This is a genomic window from Streptococcus pseudopneumoniae, assembly GCF_001072315.1.
Taxonomy (GTDB): Bacteria; Bacillota; Bacilli; order Lactobacillales; family Streptococcaceae; genus Streptococcus; species Streptococcus pseudopneumoniae_R.
Genome location: NZ_JVLI01000165.1, coordinates 1 through 25672, shown reverse-complemented (window position 1 = coordinate 25672; position 25672 = coordinate 1). Strand labels below are relative to the sequence as shown.

At 40.5% G+C, this 25672-nt stretch carries 23 protein-coding genes and 1 pseudogene; 4 read left to right on the top strand and 20 right to left on the bottom strand.

Features of this window, described 5'->3' with window-relative positions:
• Positions 1-103: 103 nt before the first annotated feature.
• From ADH54_RS09390 to parE, 8 genes are all read right to left on the bottom strand, one after another.
• Positions 104-1000 (bottom strand): DMT family transporter, encoded by an 897-nt coding sequence (locus tag ADH54_RS09390; RefSeq protein ID WP_049524899.1) that lies wholly within the window; start codon positions 998-1000, stop codon positions 104-106.
• Between the two features lie 8 nt (positions 1001-1008).
• Positions 1009-1944 carry a serine hydrolase domain-containing protein gene (locus ADH54_RS09385; protein ID WP_049524898.1) on the bottom strand — a complete coding sequence of 312 codons (936 nt, stop codon included), beginning with the start codon at positions 1942-1944 and terminating at the stop codon, positions 1009-1011.
• Positions 1941-2666: a CppA family protein gene (locus ADH54_RS09380; protein WP_049524897.1), complete on the bottom strand. Its 726-nt coding sequence runs from the start codon at positions 2664-2666 to the stop codon at positions 1941-1943. The genes ADH54_RS09385 and ADH54_RS09380 overlap by 4 nt, the downstream gene beginning before the upstream one ends.
• A 437-nt stretch (positions 2667-3103) precedes the next feature.
• Positions 3104-5134, bottom strand: a complete 2031-nt coding sequence (locus tag ADH54_RS09375; protein WP_049524896.1) for a thiol-activated cytolysin family protein — start codon at positions 5132-5134, stop codon at positions 3104-3106.
• A gap of 338 nt (positions 5135-5472) precedes the next feature.
• Positions 5473-7953, bottom strand: coding sequence for a DNA topoisomerase IV subunit A (gene parC / locus ADH54_RS09370; protein WP_080980844.1), 2481 nt, complete (start codon positions 7951-7953; stop codon positions 5473-5475).
• 370 nt (positions 7954-8323) lie between these two features.
• Positions 8324-8884: a GTP pyrophosphokinase gene (locus tag ADH54_RS09365; RefSeq protein WP_049524894.1), complete on the bottom strand. Its 561-nt coding sequence runs from the start codon at positions 8882-8884 to the stop codon at positions 8324-8326.
• Positions 8881-9741: an aminoglycoside 6-adenylyltransferase gene (locus ADH54_RS09360; protein WP_049524901.1), complete on the bottom strand. Its 861-nt coding sequence runs from the start codon at positions 9739-9741 to the stop codon at positions 8881-8883. Before ADH54_RS09360 ends, ADH54_RS09365 begins: the two co-directional genes overlap by 4 nt.
• Before the next feature lie 27 nt (positions 9742-9768).
• Positions 9769-11712: a DNA topoisomerase IV subunit B gene (gene parE, locus ADH54_RS09355; RefSeq protein ID WP_049524893.1), complete on the bottom strand. Its 1944-nt coding sequence runs from the start codon at positions 11710-11712 to the stop codon at positions 9769-9771.
• Between the two features lie 135 nt (positions 11713-11847).
• On the opposite strand from parE, the gene plsY reads away from it, so the two are divergent.
• Positions 11848-12489 (top strand): glycerol-3-phosphate 1-O-acyltransferase PlsY, encoded by a 642-nt coding sequence (gene plsY, locus ADH54_RS09350; RefSeq protein ID WP_049524892.1) that lies wholly within the window; start codon positions 11848-11850, stop codon positions 12487-12489.
• A gap of 35 nt (positions 12490-12524) precedes the next feature.
• Here plsY and ADH54_RS09345 read toward each other — a convergent pair whose 3' ends face one another.
• The 9 genes from ADH54_RS09345 to ADH54_RS09305 form a co-directional block, all read right to left on the bottom strand.
• Positions 12525-13481, bottom strand: coding sequence for an ABC transporter permease (locus ADH54_RS09345; protein WP_049524891.1), 957 nt, complete (start codon positions 13479-13481; stop codon positions 12525-12527).
• 2 nt (positions 13482-13483) lie between these two features.
• Complete coding sequence (locus ADH54_RS09340; protein WP_049524890.1) at positions 13484-14542, bottom strand: ABC transporter permease; 1059 nt, start codon at positions 14540-14542, stop codon at positions 13484-13486.
• Positions 14535-16070 (bottom strand): ABC transporter ATP-binding protein, encoded by a 1536-nt coding sequence (locus ADH54_RS09335; protein WP_023940958.1) that lies wholly within the window; start codon positions 16068-16070, stop codon positions 14535-14537. Before ADH54_RS09335 ends, ADH54_RS09340 begins: the two co-directional genes overlap by 8 nt.
• A 142-nt stretch (positions 16071-16212) precedes the next feature.
• Complete coding sequence (locus ADH54_RS09330) at positions 16213-17265, bottom strand: BMP family lipoprotein (RefSeq protein ID WP_049524889.1); 1053 nt, start codon at positions 17263-17265, stop codon at positions 16213-16215.
• A gap of 89 nt (positions 17266-17354) precedes the next feature.
• Positions 17355-17744, bottom strand: a complete 390-nt coding sequence (locus ADH54_RS09325; RefSeq protein ID WP_000246089.1) for a cytidine deaminase — start codon at positions 17742-17744, stop codon at positions 17355-17357.
• Positions 17731-18393, bottom strand: a complete 663-nt coding sequence (gene deoC, locus ADH54_RS09320) for a deoxyribose-phosphate aldolase (RefSeq protein WP_049524888.1) — start codon at positions 18391-18393, stop codon at positions 17731-17733. The genes ADH54_RS09325 and deoC overlap by 14 nt, the downstream gene beginning before the upstream one ends.
• A 19-nt stretch (positions 18394-18412) precedes the next feature.
• Positions 18413-19690 (bottom strand): pyrimidine-nucleoside phosphorylase, encoded by a 1278-nt coding sequence (locus tag ADH54_RS09315; protein ID WP_049524887.1) that lies wholly within the window; start codon positions 19688-19690, stop codon positions 18413-18415.
• Positions 19687-20277, bottom strand: a complete 591-nt coding sequence (locus tag ADH54_RS09310) for a methyltransferase (RefSeq protein ID WP_080980843.1) — start codon at positions 20275-20277, stop codon at positions 19687-19689. The genes ADH54_RS09315 and ADH54_RS09310 overlap by 4 nt, the downstream gene beginning before the upstream one ends.
• 208 nt (positions 20278-20485) lie before the next feature.
• Positions 20486-20890, bottom strand: coding sequence for a hypothetical protein (locus tag ADH54_RS09305; protein ID WP_049524885.1), 405 nt, complete (start codon positions 20888-20890; stop codon positions 20486-20488).
• Positions 20891-21090: 200 nt separating this feature from the next.
• Between ADH54_RS09305 and coaA the strand changes: the two genes are divergently transcribed.
• The 3 genes from coaA to ADH54_RS09290 all read left to right on the top strand — a co-directional run bounded on the left by coaA (position 21091) and on the right by ADH54_RS09290 (position 22892).
• Positions 21091-22011, top strand: a complete 921-nt coding sequence (coaA, locus tag ADH54_RS09300) for a type I pantothenate kinase (protein WP_049524884.1) — start codon at positions 21091-21093, stop codon at positions 22009-22011.
• Between the two features lie 67 nt (positions 22012-22078).
• The gene (gene rpsT / locus ADH54_RS09295) at positions 22079-22315 is read left to right on the top strand and encodes a 30S ribosomal protein S20 (protein WP_001274000.1); all 237 of its coding nucleotides are present in this window, start codon (positions 22079-22081) and stop codon (positions 22313-22315) included.
• A gap of 52 nt (positions 22316-22367) precedes the next feature.
• The gene (locus ADH54_RS09290) at positions 22368-22892 is read left to right on the top strand and encodes a DNA topology modulation protein (protein WP_049524883.1); all 525 of its coding nucleotides are present in this window, start codon (positions 22368-22370) and stop codon (positions 22890-22892) included.
• A 26-nt stretch (positions 22893-22918) separates the two neighbouring features.
• Here ADH54_RS09290 and deoD read toward each other — a convergent pair whose 3' ends face one another.
• From deoD to ADH54_RS09275, 3 genes and pseudogenes are all read right to left on the bottom strand, one after another.
• Positions 22919-23629, bottom strand: a complete 711-nt coding sequence (deoD, locus tag ADH54_RS09285; protein WP_049524900.1) for a purine-nucleoside phosphorylase — start codon at positions 23627-23629, stop codon at positions 22919-22921.
• A 424-nt stretch (positions 23630-24053) separates the two neighbouring features.
• On the bottom strand, positions 24054-25337 hold the full coding sequence (locus tag ADH54_RS09280) for a chloride channel protein (protein WP_049524882.1): 1284 nt from the start codon (positions 25335-25337) through the stop codon (positions 24054-24056).
• A pseudogene (locus ADH54_RS09275) lies at positions 25331-25576 on the bottom strand (purine-nucleoside phosphorylase); the annotation flags it as partial. The gene ADH54_RS09280 and the pseudogene ADH54_RS09275, both read right to left, overlap by 7 nt.
• Positions 25577-25672 lie beyond the last annotated feature (96 nt).

Genomic DNA, 25672 nt, shown 5'->3' with positions numbered 1-25672 from the left:
CAGTGCTTTGAGCAACCTACGGCTAGTTTCCTAGTTTGCTCTTTGATTTTCATTGAGTATAAAATACTACGCAAAAACTCTCTGTCACGGACAAAGAGTCTTTTTATTTTTCTAAGAGTACATCTTTCAACGAAATCAGAGTTACAGCAAACAATATCATTGCCATGCCAAGAAAATCAATGGGATAAAATTGTTCATTCATGATTAAGAAGGCAAAGAAAACCGCCGATATTGGCTCAATTGAAGCCAACAAACTTGACTTAACCGGTCCTATCAGACTGGCTCCTTTAAGGAAAGCTGTATAGGCAAAGACAGTTCCTATAAGAATAATACCCGCAAAAGCAAGGAGAAAATCAAGACTAGTCGGGATAGCGGCCTGTAGAACTCCTGTAAAAGGAAGGGCGACCAAACCAGCTATAACCATTCCCACACCTATGACCAAACTGCTCCCCCACTTCTTAATCAAGGCTATGGGCAAAATGATATAAAGTGCGTAAGTCAGAGCAGAAAAGAGACCCCATAACAGACCTGCAGGTGTCATAGATAACTGGTCCAACTGCCCATGTGTTGCGATTAGGAAGGTTCCTCCAATGGCTAATATGATAGAAACAATCTCTGCCAGAGTCGGCGCCACCTTATCCTTGATACAGCTATAAATTAAAATTCCGACAGGACAAACATACTGAAGCACCGTCGCCGTTCCTGCATTGGTTTCCTGAATAGCAGTTAGATAGGCAAATTGATTGAGGAAGAGGCCAATTAGAGCAAAAATGAGAAGAGACAGCAAACTCTTCTTATCCGTTAAAAAGGCCAGCATTTTATCCTTTGCAGTAACATAAGCCAAGAACATGAGAATCCCACCAGCGATTAAAAGACGCAAGTTGGTCAAAACCAGAGCCGAAATTCCGTGCGCCATCAGGTATTGGCCACTCGTTCCTGACAAGCCCCAAGCAATCCCAGCCACAACTGTTAGTAAAGTCCCTTTTAAACTATTTGACATGTCTCTCCTTACTCTTCTTTACGAATCAAGTCCATCACTTGATTGCGGTCTAATATCCACCGGGCTCGTTCATCCTTTTCATAGGTACGATTCGATAGGAAAATGGCCGCTTCTTGCTTCTGACGATTCCACATGATAAAGGTACCTGTATAGCCCGTATGGTCTAGCCAATCTCCCTCCAAATTCCATGCTAAAGAACGTTCCTTGTCATCCAAAGGAGAAAAATTTTGACTCAAATCTCTTGCAAAATCATCTGCTAAATAGTGTTCTAAAAAGATTTGTAAATCCTTTACAGTCGAAAACAAACCAGCACTCCCTGCATGTCTGCCCAGGAGGCGAGCCTTGGGATCATGTACCAGACCTGCCTCGACACCTCTGACGGTTGGAACAGCAAGCTCAACAGGGCCAAATTGGGTTTCCGTCATTCCCCAAAGTTTCCAGACTTGCTCCTGTAAAATCACATCCAAGTCTTGATTAAAGATTCTTTCCAAGATAAAACCTAACAGTAAAAAATGGACATCCGAATAAAGAAAAGCTGGCTGACTTCGTCTGTTGAGATGAAACATAGCTTCCTTTAATTCAGAAGCTGTTAAAAGATCACGATTGGGAATAAAAGGATCAAGATCTGTAGCGTGGGTTAAGAGCTGGCGAATAGTGATGTCTGGATAATCACTCTCAGCTAAAAAATCTGTTATCGGTCTGTCAATATCTAATTTGCCTTTTTCCCACAAAAAAGTAAAAACGGTGCCAACGCCAACAACCTTGCTGACACTAGCTAGGTCATAAACTAGTCCTGCCTCAGTCTGCAAGCCATGCTCTAAGTCACTCTGGCCTAAATAGAACTCCGTCCATTGATTGTCCTTAAAATACGCAAAAGAGGCTCCGGGATAAATCCCTGCCTCGATTTGTTCTTCTATTTTTTTAATAATCTTGGTCCACTTCATACTTCTTCAAACCACAATTCAACATTATTTCGATCTTTACCAAGGAAGAATTTTTCAGACTTAGGAATAAAATATTCGGTAGACTCAAACTTCTGGCGCAGACTTGCTATGTCTAATTCATTGACCAAGAACTTGAGCATAGATAAATCCCAAGTAACTGTATTTTCTACCATCAAATCCTGCCCCTGAGCTGGGATAAAATCAAGTGATGTCCCAACTTCAGATGGTTCCAAGAAACTTTCGATATCAGTTGGGAGGTGTAATTCCATGGAAATCTCAAATTTACTTAAAGAAATTGATGCCAAATCTGTTTGAAATTCAGGATTTTCTCCTACTTCTACTAGACTTGCTCTATCATCTTCCGCATGAATCAAAATCAAATCATCTTCTGGTGAAAAAATTTCAAAAGCGTAGCCATTTTGACCTTTATATAATCGATGAATCGAATCTGTTTTAGATAAGAGGCCTTCAATTTCTAAGGGATTTTCCACCTTGACAATCAATCTAGCTAATTTTTTTCTCCCCTCTACCTTACGAGTACGCATACTTGGAGCTTCTTCTAAAACCAGCTTTTCTAGACCTGTTTGATCCCCTAGTGACAGAAAGGCCGACTCTTCTAACAAGGCCTTCATGCCAAGGGTTTCAATATAAAATGTTTCATTTAATTTTCTATTATTAACTTTTAAAGTAGGAATAATCCGTACAATCTGATTTACATTCATAAACTCCTCCAACTCTTTTATTTTAAAGGATTTTAGAATTTTTTACAAGATATTATGCTTAAATTTAACAATTTTCACCTCATTAAAAAAATTTTTTCAAAAGTCTGGCCCAAAACTCCATGTTTAGGAAAAAATACAAAAGTCAAAAAGCAGACCAGAAGACTTGTTTTCTATAATTCAAAATACTGATTTTAGATTTAATATAAAACTGGAACGCTATAGTAGATTGAAATAAGATGTGAATAAATCGATTAGGAAAGTCAAATTAATGGATAGAAATATTTTAGCAGTCGTGGCGTACTATTCTCGATTCAATCTACTATGATTAATGGATTGATAAGAAATAATTGACTGTATTTGTTGATTTTTGATTTCGAAGAAGTATTAGAAATAAAAAGAACCAGCTCTTAGAACTGATTCCTTTTACAAGTGAAAAATTAGTTATTTTCAACTTTTTCATCGTATTTTGGTCTTAGTGTTGTACCTGAGTTAATAATTGTACGTTTTTGAACAAGAGGAAGGTCTGTACGATTGTAAACTGTACGCCATGGTTCCCAAACAAGACCTGTTTTTTCTTGAATCTTCACGCGTATATTGCGCACATTTCCTCTAAATTGAAGTTCAGTTTGGAAGCCTGCTGTCCTGTTTTTACCATTATCTTCCCATTGACGTGAGCGAATACTTTCAATTCCATCCTTATCATAAGTTACTTCATCCCAGTAAACATAGTAACGAGCGATATAAGCTCCCTTATGGTGTAAATTGAGGTAACCATTTTTGTATGAAGTCACTTTAGTTTCAATGTAGTCTGTATTACTTTGAATTGTGGCTACTTGATTATCTTTCAAGAATGCAGTCTTATAAGAAATTGGAACAGCAGGGTTTTGTGTACTAAAAGTAGCTCCTTCTTGAATCAATTTCTTCAAATCTTCTACTGTACCTGTCACAACACGTGCAGCGCCATCAGCATTTCCACCTACGATTGAAACTGTTACAGTTGTATCCTTCAAGACACGCGCCCATTCAGATTCAGCTTTAATAGGTACTCCTTTAATGACAGCATTGATAGCTGCTTTCAATTCTGTACTCTTGCTTGTTGTTTCAAATTTGACATACATTTGACGTCCGTATGACACGCTTGATACATATACAGGAGGAGTATTTTCATCAATTCCACGTGCTTTCAATTGATCAACTGTTACTCCTGAGGCAAATACATCTGATGGATTTTTTGGAGCATCAAAGTTAGCAGTATAGTAAACTTGTTTAAAATCAACTACCTCAATTTGTTTTTCACCTTTATTGACAGCTTCAAAGTCAATTTTTAAATTAACTCCAACTTTTTCAAAGTCACTTCCGAATTTGGCTTTTAATTGATTCATGCTATAAGCAGAAGTTGATTCGTACTGCATACGTGCTGGAGCAGGATTTTTACCAGCATATTTTTCATGCCAACGATTTAACAGGGTATTTACACCTTCCTGCATACCACTTACAGTTGGTGTAGCATCTACATAGCTATCTCCGCCTACCATTCCTGGTAAATCAACACTAATTCTACCTTTGTTACGATCTAAGCTAATTTGTTGTGGTTTATTTTCTAAGAGATCTTGATTTGCTTTAAACAAAGCACCTAGGAAAATATCTCCGTTGCCATTAATAGCAACATCAGCGTGACCACTAGAAAGGTTCTTCTTCACTTTTTCCACAACCACAAATTCACTTCCTTGTTGTTTTGTGCTTGTATTCGTGTAATTTTCTATTGCCTCGCCTCGTCTAGTTAAAATATTTGTTTTATCATAATTCAAACCAAACAAATATTTATTTAGTTCTGCAGTAAAATCTGTTTTTGCTTTGCTTTCAGATTTAGTATTAGTCACTGCTTTTTCTTTTGCAGAACGATACACTTCTACCTCTGCTAAGCTAAGTGGTGTTTTTGAATTATTTAGCTCCACTTTAACATATCGTGCATTAACTCCAGTGAATTGAACGTCAATTGTTGGTTGATTGTTTAAGCTATCGATGTGTTGACGAGTTACTTCATTTCCATCTTTATCCAACAAAATAACATCAAAATTAGATAAACGATTTGCTACATCCCCATCTCCACGATTGTAAATACGAACAATTCCTACTGATTCTTCTTTCTCTAAATCAACTTTCCACCAAGAATGATCTTGAAAATCTGTATGGGTAACGGAGCGGTGACTCCATGCGTTATCACGATTACCGTCAACTGCTCTAGAAGCATCTCCTCCATAAGCAATTGAACTCTGACTCGCAGGTTTATGAGCAGCAATATTTTCACCAGCAACTGCAGCCACACTTGGCTCTGTCGCTTTTACTACATTTGTTTGAAATACAAGGCCAGAAGCTAGCAAAAATGTTGCAATAGCAACACCACATACTCCAACACTACGTTTACGAATAGAATAACGAAATCCTTTATCTTGTTTATTTTGAGACATACAAAACTCCTATATTATATGATTATATGCTTGAACGAATTATTTCTTGAACGCGTTCTCTTGAAACAATAATATTATAACAAAAAAACAATATATGCGCAATCGTTTTCTTAAAAAATATTATTTTTTATTAATCCAGCTTGAATAATTGACCACATATTAATAATTCCACAATTAAATGCCAGGCAGCCTATACCAATGAAAATAAGAAAACGAACAGGATTAAGTCCCTACCACTTGGGAATTCTACTGTTCGTTTTTTGTATATATAATCAAATTCAAGTCTTAAATCTATGGCTTAAGAAATTTCTCAATTAAAAGCTTTTCATTGTTTTTTATCATTTCTTAGATTCAAATTCTGTATAAGCTTCCTGAAGATAAGCCTCAAAAAATTCTTCATCTGAAATCGTGTCAGAGATGAAGCTACCGTTACTTGTGCGTTCTGACAGGTTCAAGTCTTGCAATCGGATTTCATAGACTGTACCTTTGTTAGATTGAACAAGCAGAGTTTGGTCGTTCTCGTCCACTTCTGTACTAAAGAGGTCACCAACGAAGCCTTGTTCTGCAACTGCTCCTGCTAAGAAGACACGATGCGGTTTGTTTTTCAACTCACGCAAGACTTGTAGTCCTCGTTTGGCACGGCTGGTTGCCGGAATTTCGTCAATAGAAACACGTTTTAAACTTCCACGTTGGGTCAAGAGATAGAAGGATGAGGTGTTACAGATAAAGGCAGATTGGAGAACATCATCTTCTTTCAAGTTCATAGCCTTGACACCTGCAGCCTTGGCACCGACAACAGGAACCTCTTCGATATTGAAACGAAGAGCATAACCGTTTTGGCTAATTAAAAGAACATCATCTAGTTTAATCGGAGCCACTGCTACAATCTGGTCTGTCTCGTCTTTAAGCTTAGCATACTTGACAGACTTAGACTTGTAGGTTCGCCATGGAGTGAATTCTTTTCGTTCTACACGCTTGATTTGACCGAGACGAGTCGCAGCAAAGTAGGTTGTGCCATCATCAAACTGATCCACGACTTCCACATAAAGAATCTCTTCGTTAGTTTCAAAGTTTGTAATGGTTTGACTCAAATGCTCTCCGATGTCCTTCCAGCGAATGTCTGCCAATTCATGGATTGGTCGATAAATGACATTTCCAAGCGTCGTGAACATCAAAAGGTGCTGGGTTGTCTTGACAGCTTGTACAAAGATCAAACGGTCATCATCACGCTTGCCAATTTCTTCTAGCGTTGAAGCTGCAAAAGAACGTGGGCTGGTACGCTTGATATAACCTGCCTTGGTCACGCTGACATAGGTATCTTCCTCGGCAATAAGACTAGCTGTATCAATCTCGATTGCTTTCGCAGTGTCTTCTAAGCTACTCAAACGCGGAGTCGCAAACTTCTTCTTAACCTCACGAAGTTCTTTCTTCATGAGATTGTACATGGTCCGTTCATCCCCGATAATAGCCGCCAGCATAGCAATCTTTTCACGAAGTTCTGCTTCTTCTCCCTGTAAGACAACCACATCGGTATTGGTCAAACGGTAAAGTTGCAAGGTAACGATAGCCTCAGCCTGTTCTTCCGTAAAATCATAGCTAACTTTGAGGTTTTCCTTGGCGTCAGCCTTATTCTCAGAAGCGCGGATAAGAGCAATGACTTCGTCCAAAATCGAAATCACACGAATCAAACCTTCGACGATATGGAGACGCTTCTCAGCCTTTTCCTTGTCAAAGCGTGAACGCGCCAAAATCACTTCACGACGGTGGGCGATATAGCTAGACAAGATTGGAACGATCCCAACCTGACGAGGCGTGAAATTGTCAATCGCCACCATGTTAAAGTTGTAGTTGATTTGCAGGTCTGTGTATTTGAAGAGATAGTTGAGAACCAGCTCCGTATTGGCGTCTTTCTTGAGCTCAATCGCGATACGAAGACCGTCACGGTCAGACTCATCCCGAACCTCAGCAATACCAGTCACCTTATTATTGACACGAACATCATCGATTTTCTTGACTAGATTGGCCTTGTTGATTTCATAAGGAATCTCAGTGACAACGATTTGTTCCTTACCGCCTTTTAGCTTTTCAATCTCAGTCTTGGAACGAACAACCACGCGCCCTTTCCCAGTTTCATAGGCTTTCTTAATTTCATCACGCCCTTGGATGATGGCTCCTGTAGGGAAGTCTGGTCCCGGCAAGAATTCCATGAGTTTATCCACCTTGGCAGTTGGATGATCAATCATGTAAACTGCAGCATCAATTACCTCAGCTAAATTATGAGGTGGAATATCTGTGGCATAACCAGCCGAAATCCCAGTCGATCCATTTACCAAGAGATTTGGAAAGGCTGCTGGTAAGACAGTTGGCTCTTTCTCCGTATCGTCAAAGTTCCAAGCAAAAGGAACGGTTTTTTTCTCGATATCTTGAAGAAGGTAGCCAGCAATTTCAGACAAACGCGCCTCTGTATAACGCATAGCCGCAGGCGGATCTCCGTCCATAGAACCGTTATTACCGTGCATTTCAACTAGAATCTCACGATTTTTCCAGTCTTGCGACATACGAACCATGGCATCATAGATAGAAGAATCCCCGTGTGGGTGGAAATTCCCCATAATGTTACCAACAGACTTGGCCGACTTACGGTAGCTCTTGTCAAAAGTATTGCCATCCTTATTCATAGAATAAAGAATGCGGCGCTGAACCGGCTTCAAGCCATCACGAATATCTGGCAAGGCCCGGTCTTGAATAATGTACTTGGAATAGCGACCAAAGCGCTCTCCCATGATGTCCTCCAGGGACATATTTTGAATGTTACTCATATAGGATACAGAGCCCTTAAAATACAAAGTGAAAATAGAAAATTCTTGCAGTTAGCGATACTCACAAGAGAATTTATCTTTTTCACACAGCATCTAGGGCGTGTTCAACTCCTTTCAAAGAATATAGAGTATGTGTAATGATAAAAGGATTAGTCCAATGTTCAGTTACACTCAGTAACCAAACTATCTTTTCTGTAGTTTAATGTGTTTAAAATGTGTTGCTTCAGTGAGTAATAAGGAGTTTTCACACAGCATTTAGGGCGTGTTCAACTCCTTTCGAAGAATGTAGTGTATTTTTTATGGAAAAAGAAAAAATATAGAGTAAGTGAGTTTCACCAAATTCCTGTATCGTCATTTCCACTTAAAATGTCTACTTCACAAATCCTCGTTTATACTTGATATGGCTTGCGATATTACTATCTACATCTTTCTTATCCCAAAGTTGGAGTTCCCATGGGTAGTAAAAATTATTTTTATTTTTAAAATAGATATGAATACCGACATAGCCATCTTTATCACGTAAATACCAATTTTTTAGTCCGTACAGCTCTTGCCAATCATCTAATTCCTCCATGACTTGAGCAATCTCTTTGGAACTTAAAATCATACGAGCACCAAAAATATCATTAAGAATTGAATTCACAGGATAGCCCTCTTGACGATCAGAAAAACGTGTAATTTTATCTAAAATAGACTCAGAAGTTTTGACACGATAAACATAGGCAATATCTTGGACATCCGCTTTCATCAGATAATCATTAATTGACTCATGTAAATTCAGACGGTAGGCCAAAATCGCTTTAGTCGGAACTTTTGAAAAGGTATGCTTGAGATTGATTTTTTCCACCTTACCCGTTTCAAAATAATCTCTAGAATATTCTCGATGAATACGATTAATCTCTGTAATGAGGCGTTCCACTTTTTCAATCATGAGTCTTCTCCTCTCGCTTTTTCATTTTTCCAATTATTCCCAAACTTCTTCACTCTTTCCTCAGCATACTCAATCATCTTCTCAGCCACTTCCTTATCGTAGGCAAAGCCCAGCTTTTGAGCAAGTCTTTGAGCTTCTTGGTGGAAAAGTTCCATCGTAGCAAACAAGGATTGAGTGATTTTATCACTACTTGAGAAATCAAGCAGATTTGAGAATTCCTTTTCTTTCTCAGCAGGTAAATTGTTAAAGAGGTACTTGTAGTTCTTGCCGACGTCTACTGTTCCCTTATTACTTGCTACCTGCCAAGCTAAGACTTTTAAGAGTTCTTGTTGGCAAATACCGTAGAGATGGTCGGTCGCATAGATGGTTTGATTGCGACAAATCCCTTTGACAACGTAGGCTGATACCCACCAAAATTCATTGCAGGAATTTTTAAAATCTAACGCACTAGCTGGACTCATCCAGAAACGCTGAGGACTGGGAGAATAGAACTCAAACAAGCCTTTCTCATCTTTCAAAACTGTATAATCAGCCTCGCTATCCACCCACTCTTGAATGTATTCTTTGGAGCAGAGAGTCAAATCGATACGGTTGCCGTCTTCAAAAAGCATAAGATAGAGACGACGATGGTCAAGTAGGACATGCTGTTCAATCAGGCGCTTCCCAAACAGGTCTAACCAAGAAAGGTCACTCGTCAGATTATCTAAATCGTCCACGACATAGACCATGTCATAGTCTTGAAATTCATCTTTTGGGGCCTTTGGGTTTGTCCGTGAACCAGACATGGCGACAGCTTCTACTTGTAAGGTTTCGGCAGTCTTTAAAATTACATCAAGCATTTCTGTTTCAGCTCTCATGTTGATACCCATTCATTAAAAACTAACTTAAAACACCGTCGCTTCTTCCAGCGTAAACTTGACATTATCTTCAATCCATTTACGGCGTGGTTCGACCTTGTCTCCCATGAGAACATTGACGCGACGTTCGGCGCGGGCTAGGTCTTCGATGGTGACACGGATGAGGGTACGAGTTTCTGGGTTCATGGTTGTTTCCCAGAGCTGATCTGCATTCATCTCACCAAGTCCTTTATATCGTTGGAGAGTAGCGCCTTTACCGAACTGTTTACGGAGTTCTTCTAGTTCCCCGTCCGTCCATGCGTAAGCTACTTCTTCCTTCTTGCCTTTACCTTTTGACATCTTGTAAAGAGGCGGAAGGGCGATATAGACATGACCTGCCTCGACAAGAGGACGCATATAGCGGTAAAAGAAGGTTAAGAGAAGTGTTTGAATGTGGGCACCGTCAGTATCCGCATCGGTCATGATAATGATCTTGTCATAATTGGCATCTTCAATAGAGAAATCTGCTCCTACACCAGCACCAATAGTATAAATCATTGTGTTGATTTCTTCATTTTTGAGGATATCCGCCATCTTGGCCTTGGCTGTATTGATAACCTTACCACGGAGAGGCAAGATAGCCTGGAACTTACGGTCACGGCCTTGCTTGGCAGAGCCACCGGCAGAGTCCCCCTCGACTAGATAGAGTTCATTCTTAGCAGGATTCTTAGACTGGGCTGGCGTTAATTTCCCAGACAACAAGCCCTTGTCCTTCTTGTTTTTCTTCCCATTTCGGCTCTCATCACGCGCCTTACGAGCCGCTTCACGAGCATCACGGGCCTTGATAGCCTTGCGAATAAGGTTAGAAGCTAGTTCCCCATTTTCCATAAGGAAAAATGTCAACTTATCAGCCACAATGCCATCCACAACGGGACGAGCAAGAGGGCTTCCTAGCTTGTCCTTGGTCTGCCCTTCAAACTGGAGGTGTTCTTCAGGAACCAAGATAGAAAGAACAGCCGCTAGTCCCTCACGATAGTCTGAACCTTCAAGGTTTTTATCTTTTTCCTTGAGAAGACCTGTCTTACGCGCATAGTCGTTCATAACCTTGGTAATGGCAGACTTGAGTCCTGTCTCGTGCGTTCCACCGTCCTTGGTGCGAACGTTATTGACAAAGGACAAAATATTATCTGAAAATCCGTCATTGTACTGGAGGGCAACTTCCACTTGAAAACCATTGTCTTCCCCCTCAAAGTAGAGAACTGGTGTCAAGGTTTCCTTGTCTTCATTAAGGTAGGAAACAAAGTCCTGCACCCCATTTTCATAATGAAACTCAATCGCTTCATCTGTACGCTTGTCCGTCAAAGACAAGGTCACATTTTTTAAGAGAAAGGCTGACTCATTGAGGCGTTCTGAAATGGTATTGTACTTGAAGTCTGTCGTAGAAAAGATAGTCGCGTCAGGCATAAACGTAACCTTTGTACCTGTTTTAGACTTGGGTGCTGTACCAATTTTCTTCAGAGTCGTGACAGGTTTTCCACCATTTTCAAAACGTTGGTTGTAGACTGCACCATCACGAGTAATTTCTACTTCTAACCAGCTAGAAAGAGCATTGACGACAGAAGAGCCTACCCCGTGAAGTCCACCTGATGTCTTATAGCCTCCTTGACCGAATTTCCCTCCTGCGTGGAGAATGGTAAAGATTACTTCAACCGTTGGGATTCCCATAGCGTGCATACCCGTCGGCATCCCACGACCATGGTCTTGCACAGTCAAACTGCCATCTTTATTGATGGTGACATCAATACGGTCACCAAATCCAGACAAGGCCTCATCGACCGCATTATCGACAATTTCCCAGACGAGGTGATGGAGACCTGCCCCATCAGTCGATCCGATATACATCCCTGGACGTTTACGGACGGCATCCAACCCTTCTAACACCTGAATGGCATCATCATTATAATTGTTAATATTGATTTCCTTTTTTGACACAAGGAACCTCCTATTCGTTCATCTTTACTATTCTACAGGTTTTCCAAGGATTTTGCAAAATTTTTCTTTCTCCGCTGTAACAATTTCAGCAGAGATTCTCTGCCTTTCTTTCCCAATTCATGATATAATAGGAGTATGATTACAATAGTTTTATTAATCCTAGCCTATTTGCTGGGTTCAATTCCGTCTGGTCTCTGGATTGGACAAGTATTCTTTCAAATCAATCTGCGTGAACATGGTTCTGGAAATACCGGAACGACCAATACCTTCCGCATTTTAGGTAAGAAAGCTGGTATGGCAACCTTTGTGATTGACTTTTTCAAGGGAACCTTAGCAACGCTTCTTCCGATTATGTTTCATCTACAAGGCGTTTCGCCTCTCATCTTTGGACTTTTAGCTGTTATTGGCCATACCTTCCCTATCTTTGCAGGATTTAAGGGTGGTAAGGCTGTCGCAACCAGTGCAGGAGTGATTTTCGGATTTGCACCTGTCTTCTGTCTCTACCTTGCAGTTGTTTTCTTTGGAACCCTCTATCTTGGTAGTATGATTTCACTATCTAGTGTCACAGCATCTATCGCGGCTGTCATCGGAGTTCTACTCTTTCCACTTTTTGGTTTTATCCTGAGCAACTATGACCCTCTCTTCATCGCTATTATCCTAGCACTTGCTAGCTTGATTATCATTCGGCATAAGGATAATATCACACGCATCAAAAATAAAACTGAAAATTTGGTCCCTTGGGGACTGAACTTAACCCATCAAAATCCTAAAAAATAAACGCCAGTTTGAATGTACTGACGTTTTTTGTATGCTTATTTTGATTTGATATAGTTGATACCATCTGCTTTTGGTGCAACTGCTTTTCCAAAGAAGGCTGCCAAGACAAGAATTGTCAAGACATAAGGTGCGATTTGAAGATAAACTGTTGGCACACCTTGTAGGAATGGCAATTGAGAACCGATAACAGCCAAACTTTGTGAAAGTCCAAAGAAAAGACTAGAAAGCATAGCTCCGATTGGATTCCATTTTCCAAAAATCATCGCAGCAAGAGCGATAAATCCAGGTCCAACAATAGTTGTCACTGAGAAGTTGACTGAGATGGATTGAGCATAAATTGCTCCTCCAATTCCACCTAGGAAACCTGAAATAATAACCCCTAAATATCTCATTTTGTAGACATTGATTCCCAAGGTATCAGCTGCTTGAGGATGTTCACCGACAGAGCGGAGACGAAGACCAAATCGAGTCTTGAAGAGGATAAACCAAGCAAGGAAAGAGAAGGCAATCGCCAAGTAACCAAGAAGACTAGTTGACTTGAAGAAGATATCACCAATCACTGGGATATTTGCCAAGACTGGGAAGTCAAAGCGTCCAAAAGTTTGACTTAGGTTGTCGGTTTGTCCTTTGTTATAAAGAACTTTAACCAAGAAAACAGCCAAGGCTGGCGCCATCAAGTTCAATACCGTACCGCTGACAACATGGTCTGCACGGAAATGAATCGTTGCTGCTGCGTGGATAATAGAGAAGAGGCCACCAACCAATCCTGCAACTATCAAAGATAGCCATGGAGTTGCTGCTCCAAATTGTTCTGCAAATTCAAGGTTAAAGACAACTCCAGAAAAGGCACCCATAACCATAATTCCTTCAAGGCCGACGTTTACCACACCACCACGTTCAGAGAAAACACCACCAATACTTGTAAAGATGAGGGGTGCTGAGTAAATCAGCATAGAAGACACCAAGAGGGTGAGCAAGGTTGTAATAGACATCTTTACTTACCTCCTTTAACTTGTTTTTTAGGTTTGACAAAGCGTTCGATAAGGTAATGAACACTGACAAAGAAGATAATAGACGCTGTTACAATGCTGACAAGCTCAGATGGTACCTGCGCCGCATTCATACCTGGGGCTCCAACTTGGAGAACACCAAATAGGAAGGATGCAAAGAGAATACCAATTGGTGAGTTGGCCGCAAGCAGACTAACCGCCATTCCGTTAAATCCGACGGCTAATGATGCGCCTTGAACATAGACGTTCTGGAAGGTTCCAAGTCCTTCAACAGCTCCACCAAGACCTGCCAAGGCACCTGAAATAATCATTGATAGGATAATCGTTCGTTTTGCAGAAATACCAGCGTATTCTGAAGCATGTGGATTAAGACCAACCGCACGGATTTCAAAACCAAGGGTTGTTTTCTTGAGCATGAACCAAATGACTGCAACGGCAATGAGAGCAAAGAAAATACCGATATTCATCCGTGAATTACCAGTCAACTCAGCCAACCAAGGTGTCTGATAGGTTGCATTAGTACCAACACGAATTGTCGAATCTGTACTTTGCATAAAGTCTTTAGGGAAGGCATGGATAAAGGCATTCCCTACATACAAGACAATGTAGTTCATCATGATGGTTACGATAACCTCTGACGTCCCTAGATAAGCCCTAAGAATACCTGGAATCGCGCCAACAATCCCTCCAGCAATCAAGGCAATCACGATAGTTGCTAGAATCATCAAGGGACGTGGCATATCTGGATGCGACAAAGCAAACCAACCACTAAGAATCCAACCAGCCAAGGCCTGACCAGGAAGCCCTACGTTAAAGAAACCTGCACGACTGGCAACAGCAAAACCAAGACCAATCAAGACCAAAGGTCCCATGGCGCGGAAGATTTCTCCAATCCCACGCAGACTACCAAAGGCCGTGTAGAACAATTCTTCGTAGCCCCAAATAGCATCATAACCGAAGATCCACATGACAATGGCTCCAAGTAAAATTCCTAGAAAGACAGAAATCAAGGGAACCGAAATTTGTTGTAGTTTTTTAGACATCACTCTTCTCCTTTCCCAAGTTTCCACCAGCCATCAAGACACCAAGTTCTTGTTTATTGGTTGTTTCTGGTGACACAATACCTTGAATCTTACCATCGTGGATAACGGCAATACGATCTGAGACATTTAAAATCTCATCTAGTTCAAAGCTGACAACAAGGACAGCCTTACCATTATCACGCTCTTCAATCAAGCGTTTGTGGATATATTCAATGGCACCGACATCCAAACCACGAGTTGGCTGGCTGACGATAAGGAGATCAGGATCACGATCAATTTCACGAGCAATAATTGCTTTTTGTTGATTTCCTCCTGAAAGTGCAGCTGCAGGAACAAATTCACTGGCAGCACGAACATCAAATTCTTCCATTAGCTTTTTAGCATAAGAAGTAATATTTGAATAGTTCAAAATTCCATTTTTACTATGTGGTTCTTTGTAGTAGGTTTGAAGGGCAATATTTTCAGAAATCATCATCTCTAAAATCAAACCATCACGGTGACGGTCTTCTGGAACGTGCCCAACACTTAGCTCTGTAATTTGTCGTGGATGCAAGCCTACAATTGAATCTCCTTTTAGCTCAATGCTACCAGATTCAACCTTGCGAAGACCTGTAATGGCTTGAATCAGTTCAGACTGACCATTTCCATCAATCCCTGCAATACCAACAATCTCTCCAGCACGAACATCCAAGGACAGATTTTTCACAGCTGGAACACCACGGTTTTCATTGACCACCAAATCTTTGATTGACAAGACCACTTCTTTTGGTTGAGAGGCTTGTTTCTCTGTTTTAAAGGAAACAGAACGTCCTACCATCATTTCTGCCAAATCAGCATTAGTAGCTCCTGCAATTTTGACGGTTTCAATTGATTTCCCACGACGGATAACTGTAACGCGGTCAGAAACTGCACGAATTTCATCCAACTTGTGGGTAATCAAGATAATTGATTTTCCTTCTTTAACAAGATTTTTCATAATGGCCATCAACTCCTCAATTTCTGATGGAGTCAAAACAGCCGTTGGTTCGTCAAAGATAAGAATATCAGCCCCCCGATAAAGGGTTTTTAAAATTTCCACACGTTGTTGGGCTCCAACTGAGATGTCTGCTACCTTGGCAGAAGGGTCCACAGCTAAGCCATAACGTTCAGAAAGAGCCTTGATTTCTTTGCTAGCTCCAGCGATATCTAGCACACCATTTTTAGTCAATTCACTTCCTAAAATAATGTTTTCAGCCACCGTGAAAGCCTCTACCAACATAAAGTGCTGGTGAACCATTCCGATTCCCAAGCCAGCTGCTTTAGATGGGGAGTCAAGATTGACAACTTGACCGTTGACCGCGATTTCACCACTAGTTGGTTCAAGAAGCCCTGCTAACATGTTCATGAGCGTGGACTTACCAGCCCCATTTTCTCCTAAAAGTGCATGAATTTCACCTTTTCGTAGGTGCAGGTTGATTTTGTCGTTGGCAACAAATTCACCAAACACCTTGGTAATATCACGCATCTCAATGACATTTTCGTGTGCCATGTGCTCTTCCTTTCAGAGTCTTATTTTATTTCAATAAAACTTGCTAGTTTATCTAGTAGCAAGCTTTACTGAGACAAAATGACTTTGTCTCAACTCTTAAAAAGCGGCCGATGGCCGCTTCCTAAGAAATAACTTCCATCCATTATTTTGCAGGAACTTTTACGCTTCCATCAAGGATTTTAGCTTTAGCATCTTCGACAGCTTTTTTACCTTCTTCTGAAAGGTTTGTTACTGCCAAGTCAACCCCTTTATCTTTCAATGAGTAAACGATCACTTGACCGCCAGGGAATTCACCTTTTTCTGCCTTGTTAGAAATATCTTTTACAGTTGTACCAACTTGTTTCAAAGTAGATGCAAGAACAAAGTTTGATTCTTTGCCATCTTTAGAAGTGTATTTACCTTCTGCTTCTTGGTCACGGTCAACACCGATAACCCAAACTTTTTCATTTTCAGGACGGCTTTCGTTGAGTGATTTTGCTTCTGCAAAGACACCAGCACCTGTACCACCAGCTACTTGGTAAACAATATCTGCACCAGCTGCGTATTGTGCTGCTGCAATTGTTTTACCTTTAGCAGCATCACCAAATGAACCAGCATAGTCAACTTGTACTTTGATAGATGGGTCTACTGAGGCAACACCTGCCTTGAAACCAGCTTCAAAACGAGAGATAACTTCTGACTCCTGCCCACCTACAAAACCAACTTGTTTTGTTTTAGTTGTTTTTGCTGCAGCTACACCTGCAAGGTAACCTGACTCATTATCAGCGAAAGTTACGCTCGCAACATTCTTTTGATCTTTAATCACATCATCAATCAAGACATAGTTCAAGTCAGAATGTTCTTTAGCTGCTTCTTCAACCGCATTGTGAAGGGCAAAACCAACACCGAAGATTAGGTTGTAACTTCCAGCCGCTTGTTGCAAGTTGTTAGCGTAGTCAGCTTCACTTGTTGATTGGAAGTAAGTGAAACCGTTATCTTTTGAAAGATTGTGTTCTTTACCCCAAGCCTGCAAACCTTCCCAAGCTGATTGGTTGAATGATTTGTCATCAACACCACCAGTATCAGTGACGATTGCTGCTTTTGTCTTCACATCAGAAGATGAATCTGCCTTACGAGAAGAGCGGTTACCACATGCAGCAAGTCCAACTGCTGCCACTGCTACTAGGCCAAGACCTAGCCATTGTTTCTTGTTCATTACTGAACCTCCTAAATAAGATGTGCAACGATGTTGCAAGTATGGATTGGTTGGCCACAAGGACCGTGCCACTCAGAGAGCGACTCAGACTAATTTAAGTCTGTAAAAGAATATGGAAGTAATTCCCCGACCGTCATCTCGACCGTCGATTTATCTTTTGCGACTAAGGTCACTTTTAGATCTTGTTCAAAAAATTCGACCATTACTTGGCGACAAGCACCACATGGTGAAATCGGTTTTTCAGTTTGACCATAAACAATCAGCTCTGAAAATTCTCTTTGCCCTTCAGATACAGCCTTAAAAATGGCTGTTCTCTCACCGCAATTGGTCAAAGGATAGCTAGCATTTTCGATATTCACTCCCGTGTAAACACTTCCGTCTTTGGCTACTAAAACTGCTCCGATAGGAAAGTGAGAATAGGGGACATAGGCATGTTTGCTGGTTTCAATTGCCAGTTCAATCAACTCAGTAGTCGCCATCTGCCAATTCTCCTTTTAGAATTGCTACTCCAGCTGACGTTCCAATACGGGTCGCCCCTGCTTCAACAAAGGCAAGAGCATCTGCATAAGAACGAGCTCCGCCGGCGGCCTTGACACCCATATCAGGTCCAACAGTTTCACGCATCAATTTGACATCTGCTATCGTAGCACCACCAGTTGAAAAGCCAGTAGATGTTTTGACAAAGTCAGCTCCAGCTTTTTGGGCTAATTGGCAAGATACAACTTTTTCTTGGTCAGTCAGCAGGCAAGCTTCAATAATGACTTTCACTAACTTGTCACCACTTGCTTCCACGACTGCGCGAATATCTGACTCTACCAAGGCTAAATTATCTGACTTGAGAGCTCCAACATTGATCACCATATCAATCTCATCTGCACCATTTTGGATAGCTTCCTTGGTTTCAAAAGCTTTCACAGTTGAAGTTGTTGCTCCCAAGGGGAAACCTACTACTGTGCAGACCTTGACATCTGTGCCTTCAAGCCCTTTTTTGGCATGTTCAACCCAGGTCGGATTAACGCAAACACTGGCAAAATCATACTCTCTAGCCTCAGACAACAAACAATCAATTTGATTTTCTGTTGCATCTTGCTTTAAAAGCGTATGATCGATATATTTATTTAATTTCATATTCGGATTCTCCTGCGGTTTATGAGATAATTTCTATAATTTCTCGTAAACTTTGCACCCTATCATTTATTTTAACATATTTTTGAAAATCTGTAACTAGCTGAGGAGAAATTTTTCCATTTGTGTATACTTTTGCAACAATTTCTCCCTTTTGAACGGAATCTCCAACTTTCTTTTCAAAAACAATTCCTGTCTCATAGTCCAAGGCATCAGACTTGACTGCACGACCAGCTCCCAGTCTCATGGCATAAAGCCCAAATTCCATAGCTGGAAGAGCTGAAATGACACCCGTTTCCTGAGCAGGGATTTCCACCACATGGGCTACATTTACAGGACGATAGAGGTCTTCAAAGTCTCCACCTTGGGCTCGGACCATTTCCTCAAACTTAGCCAGTGCTTGACCATTTTCAAGATGTTGCCGAACTTCTTCAACTGTCTTGTTTACATTTGCCAGACCAAGCATAATTTGAGCCAACTCACATATGAAGTGGGTAATATCCTGACGGCCTTGACCTTGTAAAATCTCCAATGCTTCAAGGATTTCCAAACGATTTCCAATAGCACGCCCTAAAGGCTGGCTCATATCGGTAATCACTGCTACCGTCTTTCGACCAACTGCCTTACCAAGTTCCACCATGGTTTGAGCCAATTCACGCGCCTCATCAACCGTCTTCATGAAAGCACCCTCTCCGACAGTCACGTCTAGCAAAATAGCATCCGCCCCTGCCGCAATTTTCTTGCTCATCACCGAACTCGCAATCAAAGGAATCGTGTCGACAGTTGCGGTTACATCACGGAGGGCGTAGAGAAGCTTATCTGCTTTGACAAGCTGGTCTGATTGCCCAATGACAGATACACCAATATCCTGAACCTGACGAATAAAATCCTCTTGACTGCGTTCCACTTGATAACCCTTAATGGACTCCAATTTATCAATCGTACCGCCAGTATGGCCGAGACCACGACCACTCATTTTTGCTACAGGCACACCGAAGCTAGCAACAAGGGGAGCCAAAATCAAGGTCACCTTATCACCAACACCACCCGTAGAATGCTTGTCAACTTTCACACCATCAATGGCTGACAGGTCAAACTCTTGCCCAGTCTTAACCATATTCATGGTCAAATCAGAAATTTCTCGTGTCGTCATTCCTTTGAAATAGACAGCCATAGCAAAAGCAGACATCTGATAATCAGGAACAGTTCCTGACACATAGCCTTCAACTAGCCATTCAATTTCACTTGAAGTCAGTTCTTGACCATCACGTTTTTTTTGGATTAAATCAACTGCTCTCATTCTTTCACACTTCTAAGGATATAGTATCCCTTATCTTTTTTGACGATTTCACAATTGCCAAACACATCTTCCATCTTAGACTTGGCACTTGGAGCCCCTTGTTTTTTCTGAATAACGATAGTCAAATCCCCACCAGTTTCCAAAAAATCTTTACTTTTCTCAATAATTTCATGAACCACTTGCTTGCCCGCACGGATAGGAGGATTAGAAATGACATGGTCAAATTTCCCTTTAACTTGTTCATAGATGTTGGACTGGAAAATCGTCGCTTCTATTTTATTTCGTTCAGCATTTTGTCGCGCCAAATCCAAGGCACGATTATTGATGTCAACCATGGTCGCCTGAACGCCGTAAGCCTTGACTAAGGACAAACCTAATGGACCATAACCACAGCCGACATCAAGGACAGTTTCTCCTTGGTTGACCTCCAGACACTTGAGCAAAAGTTGACTGCCAAAGTCAACCATTTTCTTGCTAAAAACACCCGCATCCGTCAGAAAGGTCATTTTTTCTCCCAACAAGTCCACTCTCAACTCATGAATGTCATGAGCAGCGTCAGGATTTTCTGCATAGTACATTTTACTCATGAAACTATTTTACCATAATTTGACTTAAATTGTAAATCGTTTACATATCCAGAATGAGACAAAAAGATTGAAGGAAGTTGCTTTACAATAGCTCCCCTTCAATCTCTTTCAACCTTTATAAGCAAATAGTATTTCATCTAGGACTACAGCTATCATTGCCATGATAAAACAACAAATTTATTGTCCATAATCAAGCGCATTTTTATTACTATTGCTTAACCTTCAGATACTTAATTATCAACAAAATTCCCAACAAAATATTTAGATAAAAGCCCAACTGATAAGTTTGTGTCAAGATTTCTGAACTTGTCCAAAGTCGTAGCAAATCTTCTATCGACATGCGGAAGAAATAACCCTCTGTCGCAATCCATAGGACTAAAAAGCAATAACTACCAGCAGCAAGCCATTTCGCCCATCGTTTTTTTAATAAGAAAGCAATCAAGAGCGAACAGATAAAGATAGCTGTTACAATAGCATGTTCCATCAAAAAAGTAAAACCGTAATAGATTTCCACAAAGCGTCTGCCATTATCCGCATTCGCCCCTTTTATAAAAGGTAGTGCAAAACTTAAAATAAAACAGAGTTCCAATAGGTAACGTTTTAAGATTTTCATAGTACACCTCCTATAAGTTGTGAATCCCAAAGCCCCCTTTATTAGCTTATAAGTCAGGAGAAAGTAGCTCCTACTTCATCAATAAATTGTTCATCCTCTATCTACTTATATTATATACTATTGACTTAACACATTCAAGAAACCGCTTTATTTTTTTAGCTTTTTATGGTATGATAGACAAAATATCTAGGGGAAAACAAATGACCAACGAATTTTTACATTTTGAAAAAATCAGCCGCCAGACTTGGCAATCGTTACATCGAAAGACAACACCTCCTTTGACAGAAGAGGAATTAGAATCTATCAAGAGTTTTAATGACCAGATTAGTTTACAGGATGTTACTGATGTCTATCTTCCCCTAGCTCATCTGATTCAGATTTACAAGCGAACTAAGGATGATTTAGCCTTCTCAAAAGGAATTTTCCTTCAACGTGAAAGCAAATCCCAGCCTTTTATCATTGGGGTTTCTGGGAGTGTTGCCGTTGGAAAATCCACAACTAGTCGCCTACTGCAAATCCTACTATCCCGTACACTTACAGATGCTACGGTTGAGTTGGTTACAACTGATGGTTTTCTATATCCCAATCAAACCTTGATTGAGCAGGGGATTTTAAATCGTAAAGGATTTCCTGAAAGCTATGATATGGAGGCTCTTCTCAACTTCTTGGACCGCATCAAAAATGGTCAAGATGTGGATATTCCTGTCTATTCTCATGAAGTTTACGACATCGTACCCGAAGAGAAACAAAGTGTCAAAGCTGCTGATTTTGTGATTGTTGAAGGAATCAATGTCTTTCAAAATCCACAAAACGAACGCCTCTATATCACTGACTTCTTTGACTTTTCCATCTATGTTGATGCTGGAGTCGATGACATCGAGAGTTGGTATCTGGACCGTTTCTTGAAAATGCTGAGCCTAGCCCAAAACGACCCTGATAGCTACTATTATCGTTTTACTCAGATGCCGATTGGGGAAGTGGAGTCCTTTGCCCATCAGGTCTGGACCAGTATCAATCTCACAAATCTACAAAATTATATTGAACCAACCAGAAATCGTGCGGAAGTGATTCTTCATAAAAGCAAGAACCATGAAATCGATGAAATTTACTTAAAAAAGTAATTTTCCCTTGTCAAAACGTAAGTTTTCAGATATAATGGTATAGTTAGTAAATATGGAGGTAAGAACATTGGCAAACATTAAATCAGCTATCAAACGCGCTGAATTGAACGTTAAACAAAACGAAAAGAACTCAGCTCAAAAATCAGCTATGCGTACTGCTATCAAAGCTTTCGAAGCAAACCCATCTGAAGAACTTTTCCGTGCTGCTAGCTCAGCTATCGATAAAGCAGAAACTAAAGGTTTGATTCACAAAAACAAAGCAAGTCGCGATAAAGCTCGTCTTTCAGCTAAACTTGCTAAATAAGAAACAGTCCATAGAGGCTGTTTTTTTGTCTCCAAATAGGAAAAGGTAGAAAATGAAAATTGCAATTATCGGATATTCTGGTTCAGGTAAGTCAACGCTAGCTGAAAAGTTGTCTCACTGCTACTCCATCCCAAAACTTCACATGGACACACTCCAATTTCAACCCGGTTGGCAAGACAGTGATCGCGAATGGATGTTGATCGAGATGAAAAACTTTCTCACCAAGCATGAAGCTTGGGTCATCGATGGTAATTATTCTTGGTGTTGTTATGAGGAAAGAATGGACGAAGCTGACCAGATCATCTTTTTAAACTTCTCTGCTTGGAATTGTTTGCTAAGAGCCTTTAAGCGCTATTTAAAATACAGAGGAAAAGTGAGAGAAAGTATGGCAGCTGGTTGTCAAGAACAATTTAATTGGGAGTTTATCAGATGGATTCTCAGGGATGGACGGACTAAAGCCCAAAGAAAAAATTACCAAAAACTTTGCCAAGAATACTCACATAAAGTCACTATTCTTCGAAATCAAAGAGAGCTAGATCAATTTCTGGATAAGAAAAGGAAGTCCTCCAATTCATAAAGAAGGGCTTCCTTTTTTGGCTATAATTATTCTGCAATCAAGGTTTCCAAACCAACCTTCATCATATCGGTGAAGGTATTTTGGCGTTCTTCTGCAGTTGTGTCTTCGTCAGGATTGACCAAGCTATCAGAGATGGTCATGATAGCTAGCGCATCAACGTGGTATTGGGCAGCAAGATAGTAAAGAGCTGCTGCTTCCATTTCCACAGCCTTGACTCCCCATTTACCAAGCTCGATGTTCTTTTCAAAGTAGTTTGAATAAAAGACATCAGAAGACAAAACGTTCCCAACGTGGGTTGTCATACCAAGTTCTTTGGCAATATGGTAGGCCTTATCTAGCAAATCAAAACTAGCGATTTGTGGAAAATCGTACTGTGGCCAGTCATTACGGACGATGTTTGAGTTGGTTGCAGCTGCCTGCGCCAAAACCAATTCACGGACGTGAACATCTTCATTCAATGAACCTGCTGTTCCCACACGGATCAATTTTTTCACACCGTAGTCAACAATCAACTCACGCGCATAAATCGAAATCGATGGCATCCCCATCCCAGTTCCCATGACAGATACACGGTGGCCCTTGTAAGTACCCGTGTAACCAAACATGTTACGCACTTCGTTAAAACAAACAGCATCTTCAAGGAAATTCTCCGCAATAAACTTAGCACGAAGAGGATCCCCAGGAAGAAGAATTTTATCAGCAATTTCACCCTGCTGAGCAGCAATATGGATAGACATAGTTAAGATATAAAGGGCGACAGAGAACAAAGTAAAAATAGGAAACTGGCGAAGCATCTCAGATGCTAGACAGTTTATCTTTTTTACACAGTTCTCCGCCCGTATTCAGTTCAATGAATACAGTTAACCCATCCTTTCTTTATTTTATGAAGATTAAAGAGCGAAAAGAAAACGACTGAAAATTAGGAATCTGACGAGAAATCCTGATTTCTCAGTCAGATTATCTATTTTCCGAGTTTTCCGCTCGTGTTCAAATCAAAACACACGCTCTACCTTTCTTTTTTGTATATTTCATAGCTAGGAAAAATCGGATTCAATCATGGCTCCGATAAGACTACTACATTTTTTTAAACAGTTATTGATAAATTGACAATAGTTTTTAATCTTTTAAGATAAATCTTTGATTAGAAGAAACGGTCGTTCTCTATCTTATTACTCTATTCTTTGACTTCTGACACAGTATGTTAGCCCAAGAAAAACGGTCTAATATTTTCGCAAATTCATAGGCTAAAACAGCTGTTACTAAGAGATAGGGAAGAGAATCTAAAGCTAGCCCAGTGAAGCCTATTACTAATCCAGTTGCAGACCAGGGCGCCCTCAAGGTCACAGACAAAAAGCAAACCGATCCCAAAAGCAAAATGCTTGACTGGTTATCCCCACCTAGAATCATTCCAAAGAGAGCAGCGCCAGCCATCCCCAAGGCAAAAGATGGCGTAAGTGTACCACCATAGGCCCCTGCCCACAGAGTAATAAGAACGACCAGTGCTTTTAGGGTAAACAAGAGGAATACTGTTTTGCCATTGCTACCATTCAATACTTCCTGAGCCATCATACGTCCATTTCCAAGTAGATGTGGAAAATAACTTGCCAACCCAGCAAGAAAAAGAAAAGCTGTAGGCAATGTGAGAAGTATTCGTTTATCTTTTATCCTGTTTGAAGACACTTCTTTACTCAAGCGACCAAAAAGCCAAGCTAGTGGGGTTAAGAAAAGAAGTAATAAGGGAATAATCCACATTTCCTTTAATGACCATGCAATGGCTGGAATCTGGTATAGAGCATGATTTGAAATAACCAAGCCTGCTGTATAGGTTGATACATAGGTAGTCAAACCGACTAAGACAACTCGTTTAATAGATAGAGCAATTCCTAGAGTTTCAAAAACAAAGAAGACACTTGTTAATGGAACCTGGTAGACAGCTGCTAAACCAGCACCCGCACCACAAGCAAGGAGAAAGATTTGATCCTTCTTAGAGAGAGAACATATTTTTCCAATTGGTCCTGCAAATAGAGTTCCAATCTCTCGTGGCGCAGCTTCTTTGCCAATGGGGGCTCCCCCTCCAACTGCAATAATTTGCCAAATTGAATGAAATAGCTGTTTTAAAAAATGAAGTTTGTATTGTGAAGTCTCATCCTTCATCTGTGCTTTAATGGAAAAAATCTGTGATTTTTTTTGCAAGAAATACCAGACCAAGGATGAGCTGACACCCACGATTATTAAACTTAATCCTATTCGCGATGAGGAAACTCCATCTGTCAAGAATACAGTTTGATGCTCTGATTGACCAAAAGCTATCCCCTCTATTATCTTTAAAAGATAATGTAGAAAAATACCAGATAAACCTGAAACTATTCCTTGCAAAATTACTGCTAGGAATAATTTAAGATTATAAGGGATTTTCTGAAAAATACTCCTCAATTCTTTTAACATAGTAATAATTCAGCAAAAACGGCTTTAAGTACGCCTTTAAAATCACCTTTAACACACTCAGTCACTTCTATAACCTCTTCGTGGTTAATCTCTTCTTTGAAACCAGTAGTATAGTTAGTAATACATAAAATTCCTAGAAGTTTCAAACCTGAGTAGGCTACAACAATAACTTCAGGAGCAGTTGACATTCCGACCACATCTGTTCCAAGCATCTTATAGGTACGAATTTCTGCTCGTGTTCAAATTAGAACACGCGCTCTACCTTTCTGTTTATACTCTTCGAAAATCTCTTCAAACCACGTCAACGTCGCCTTGCCGTATATATGTTACTGACT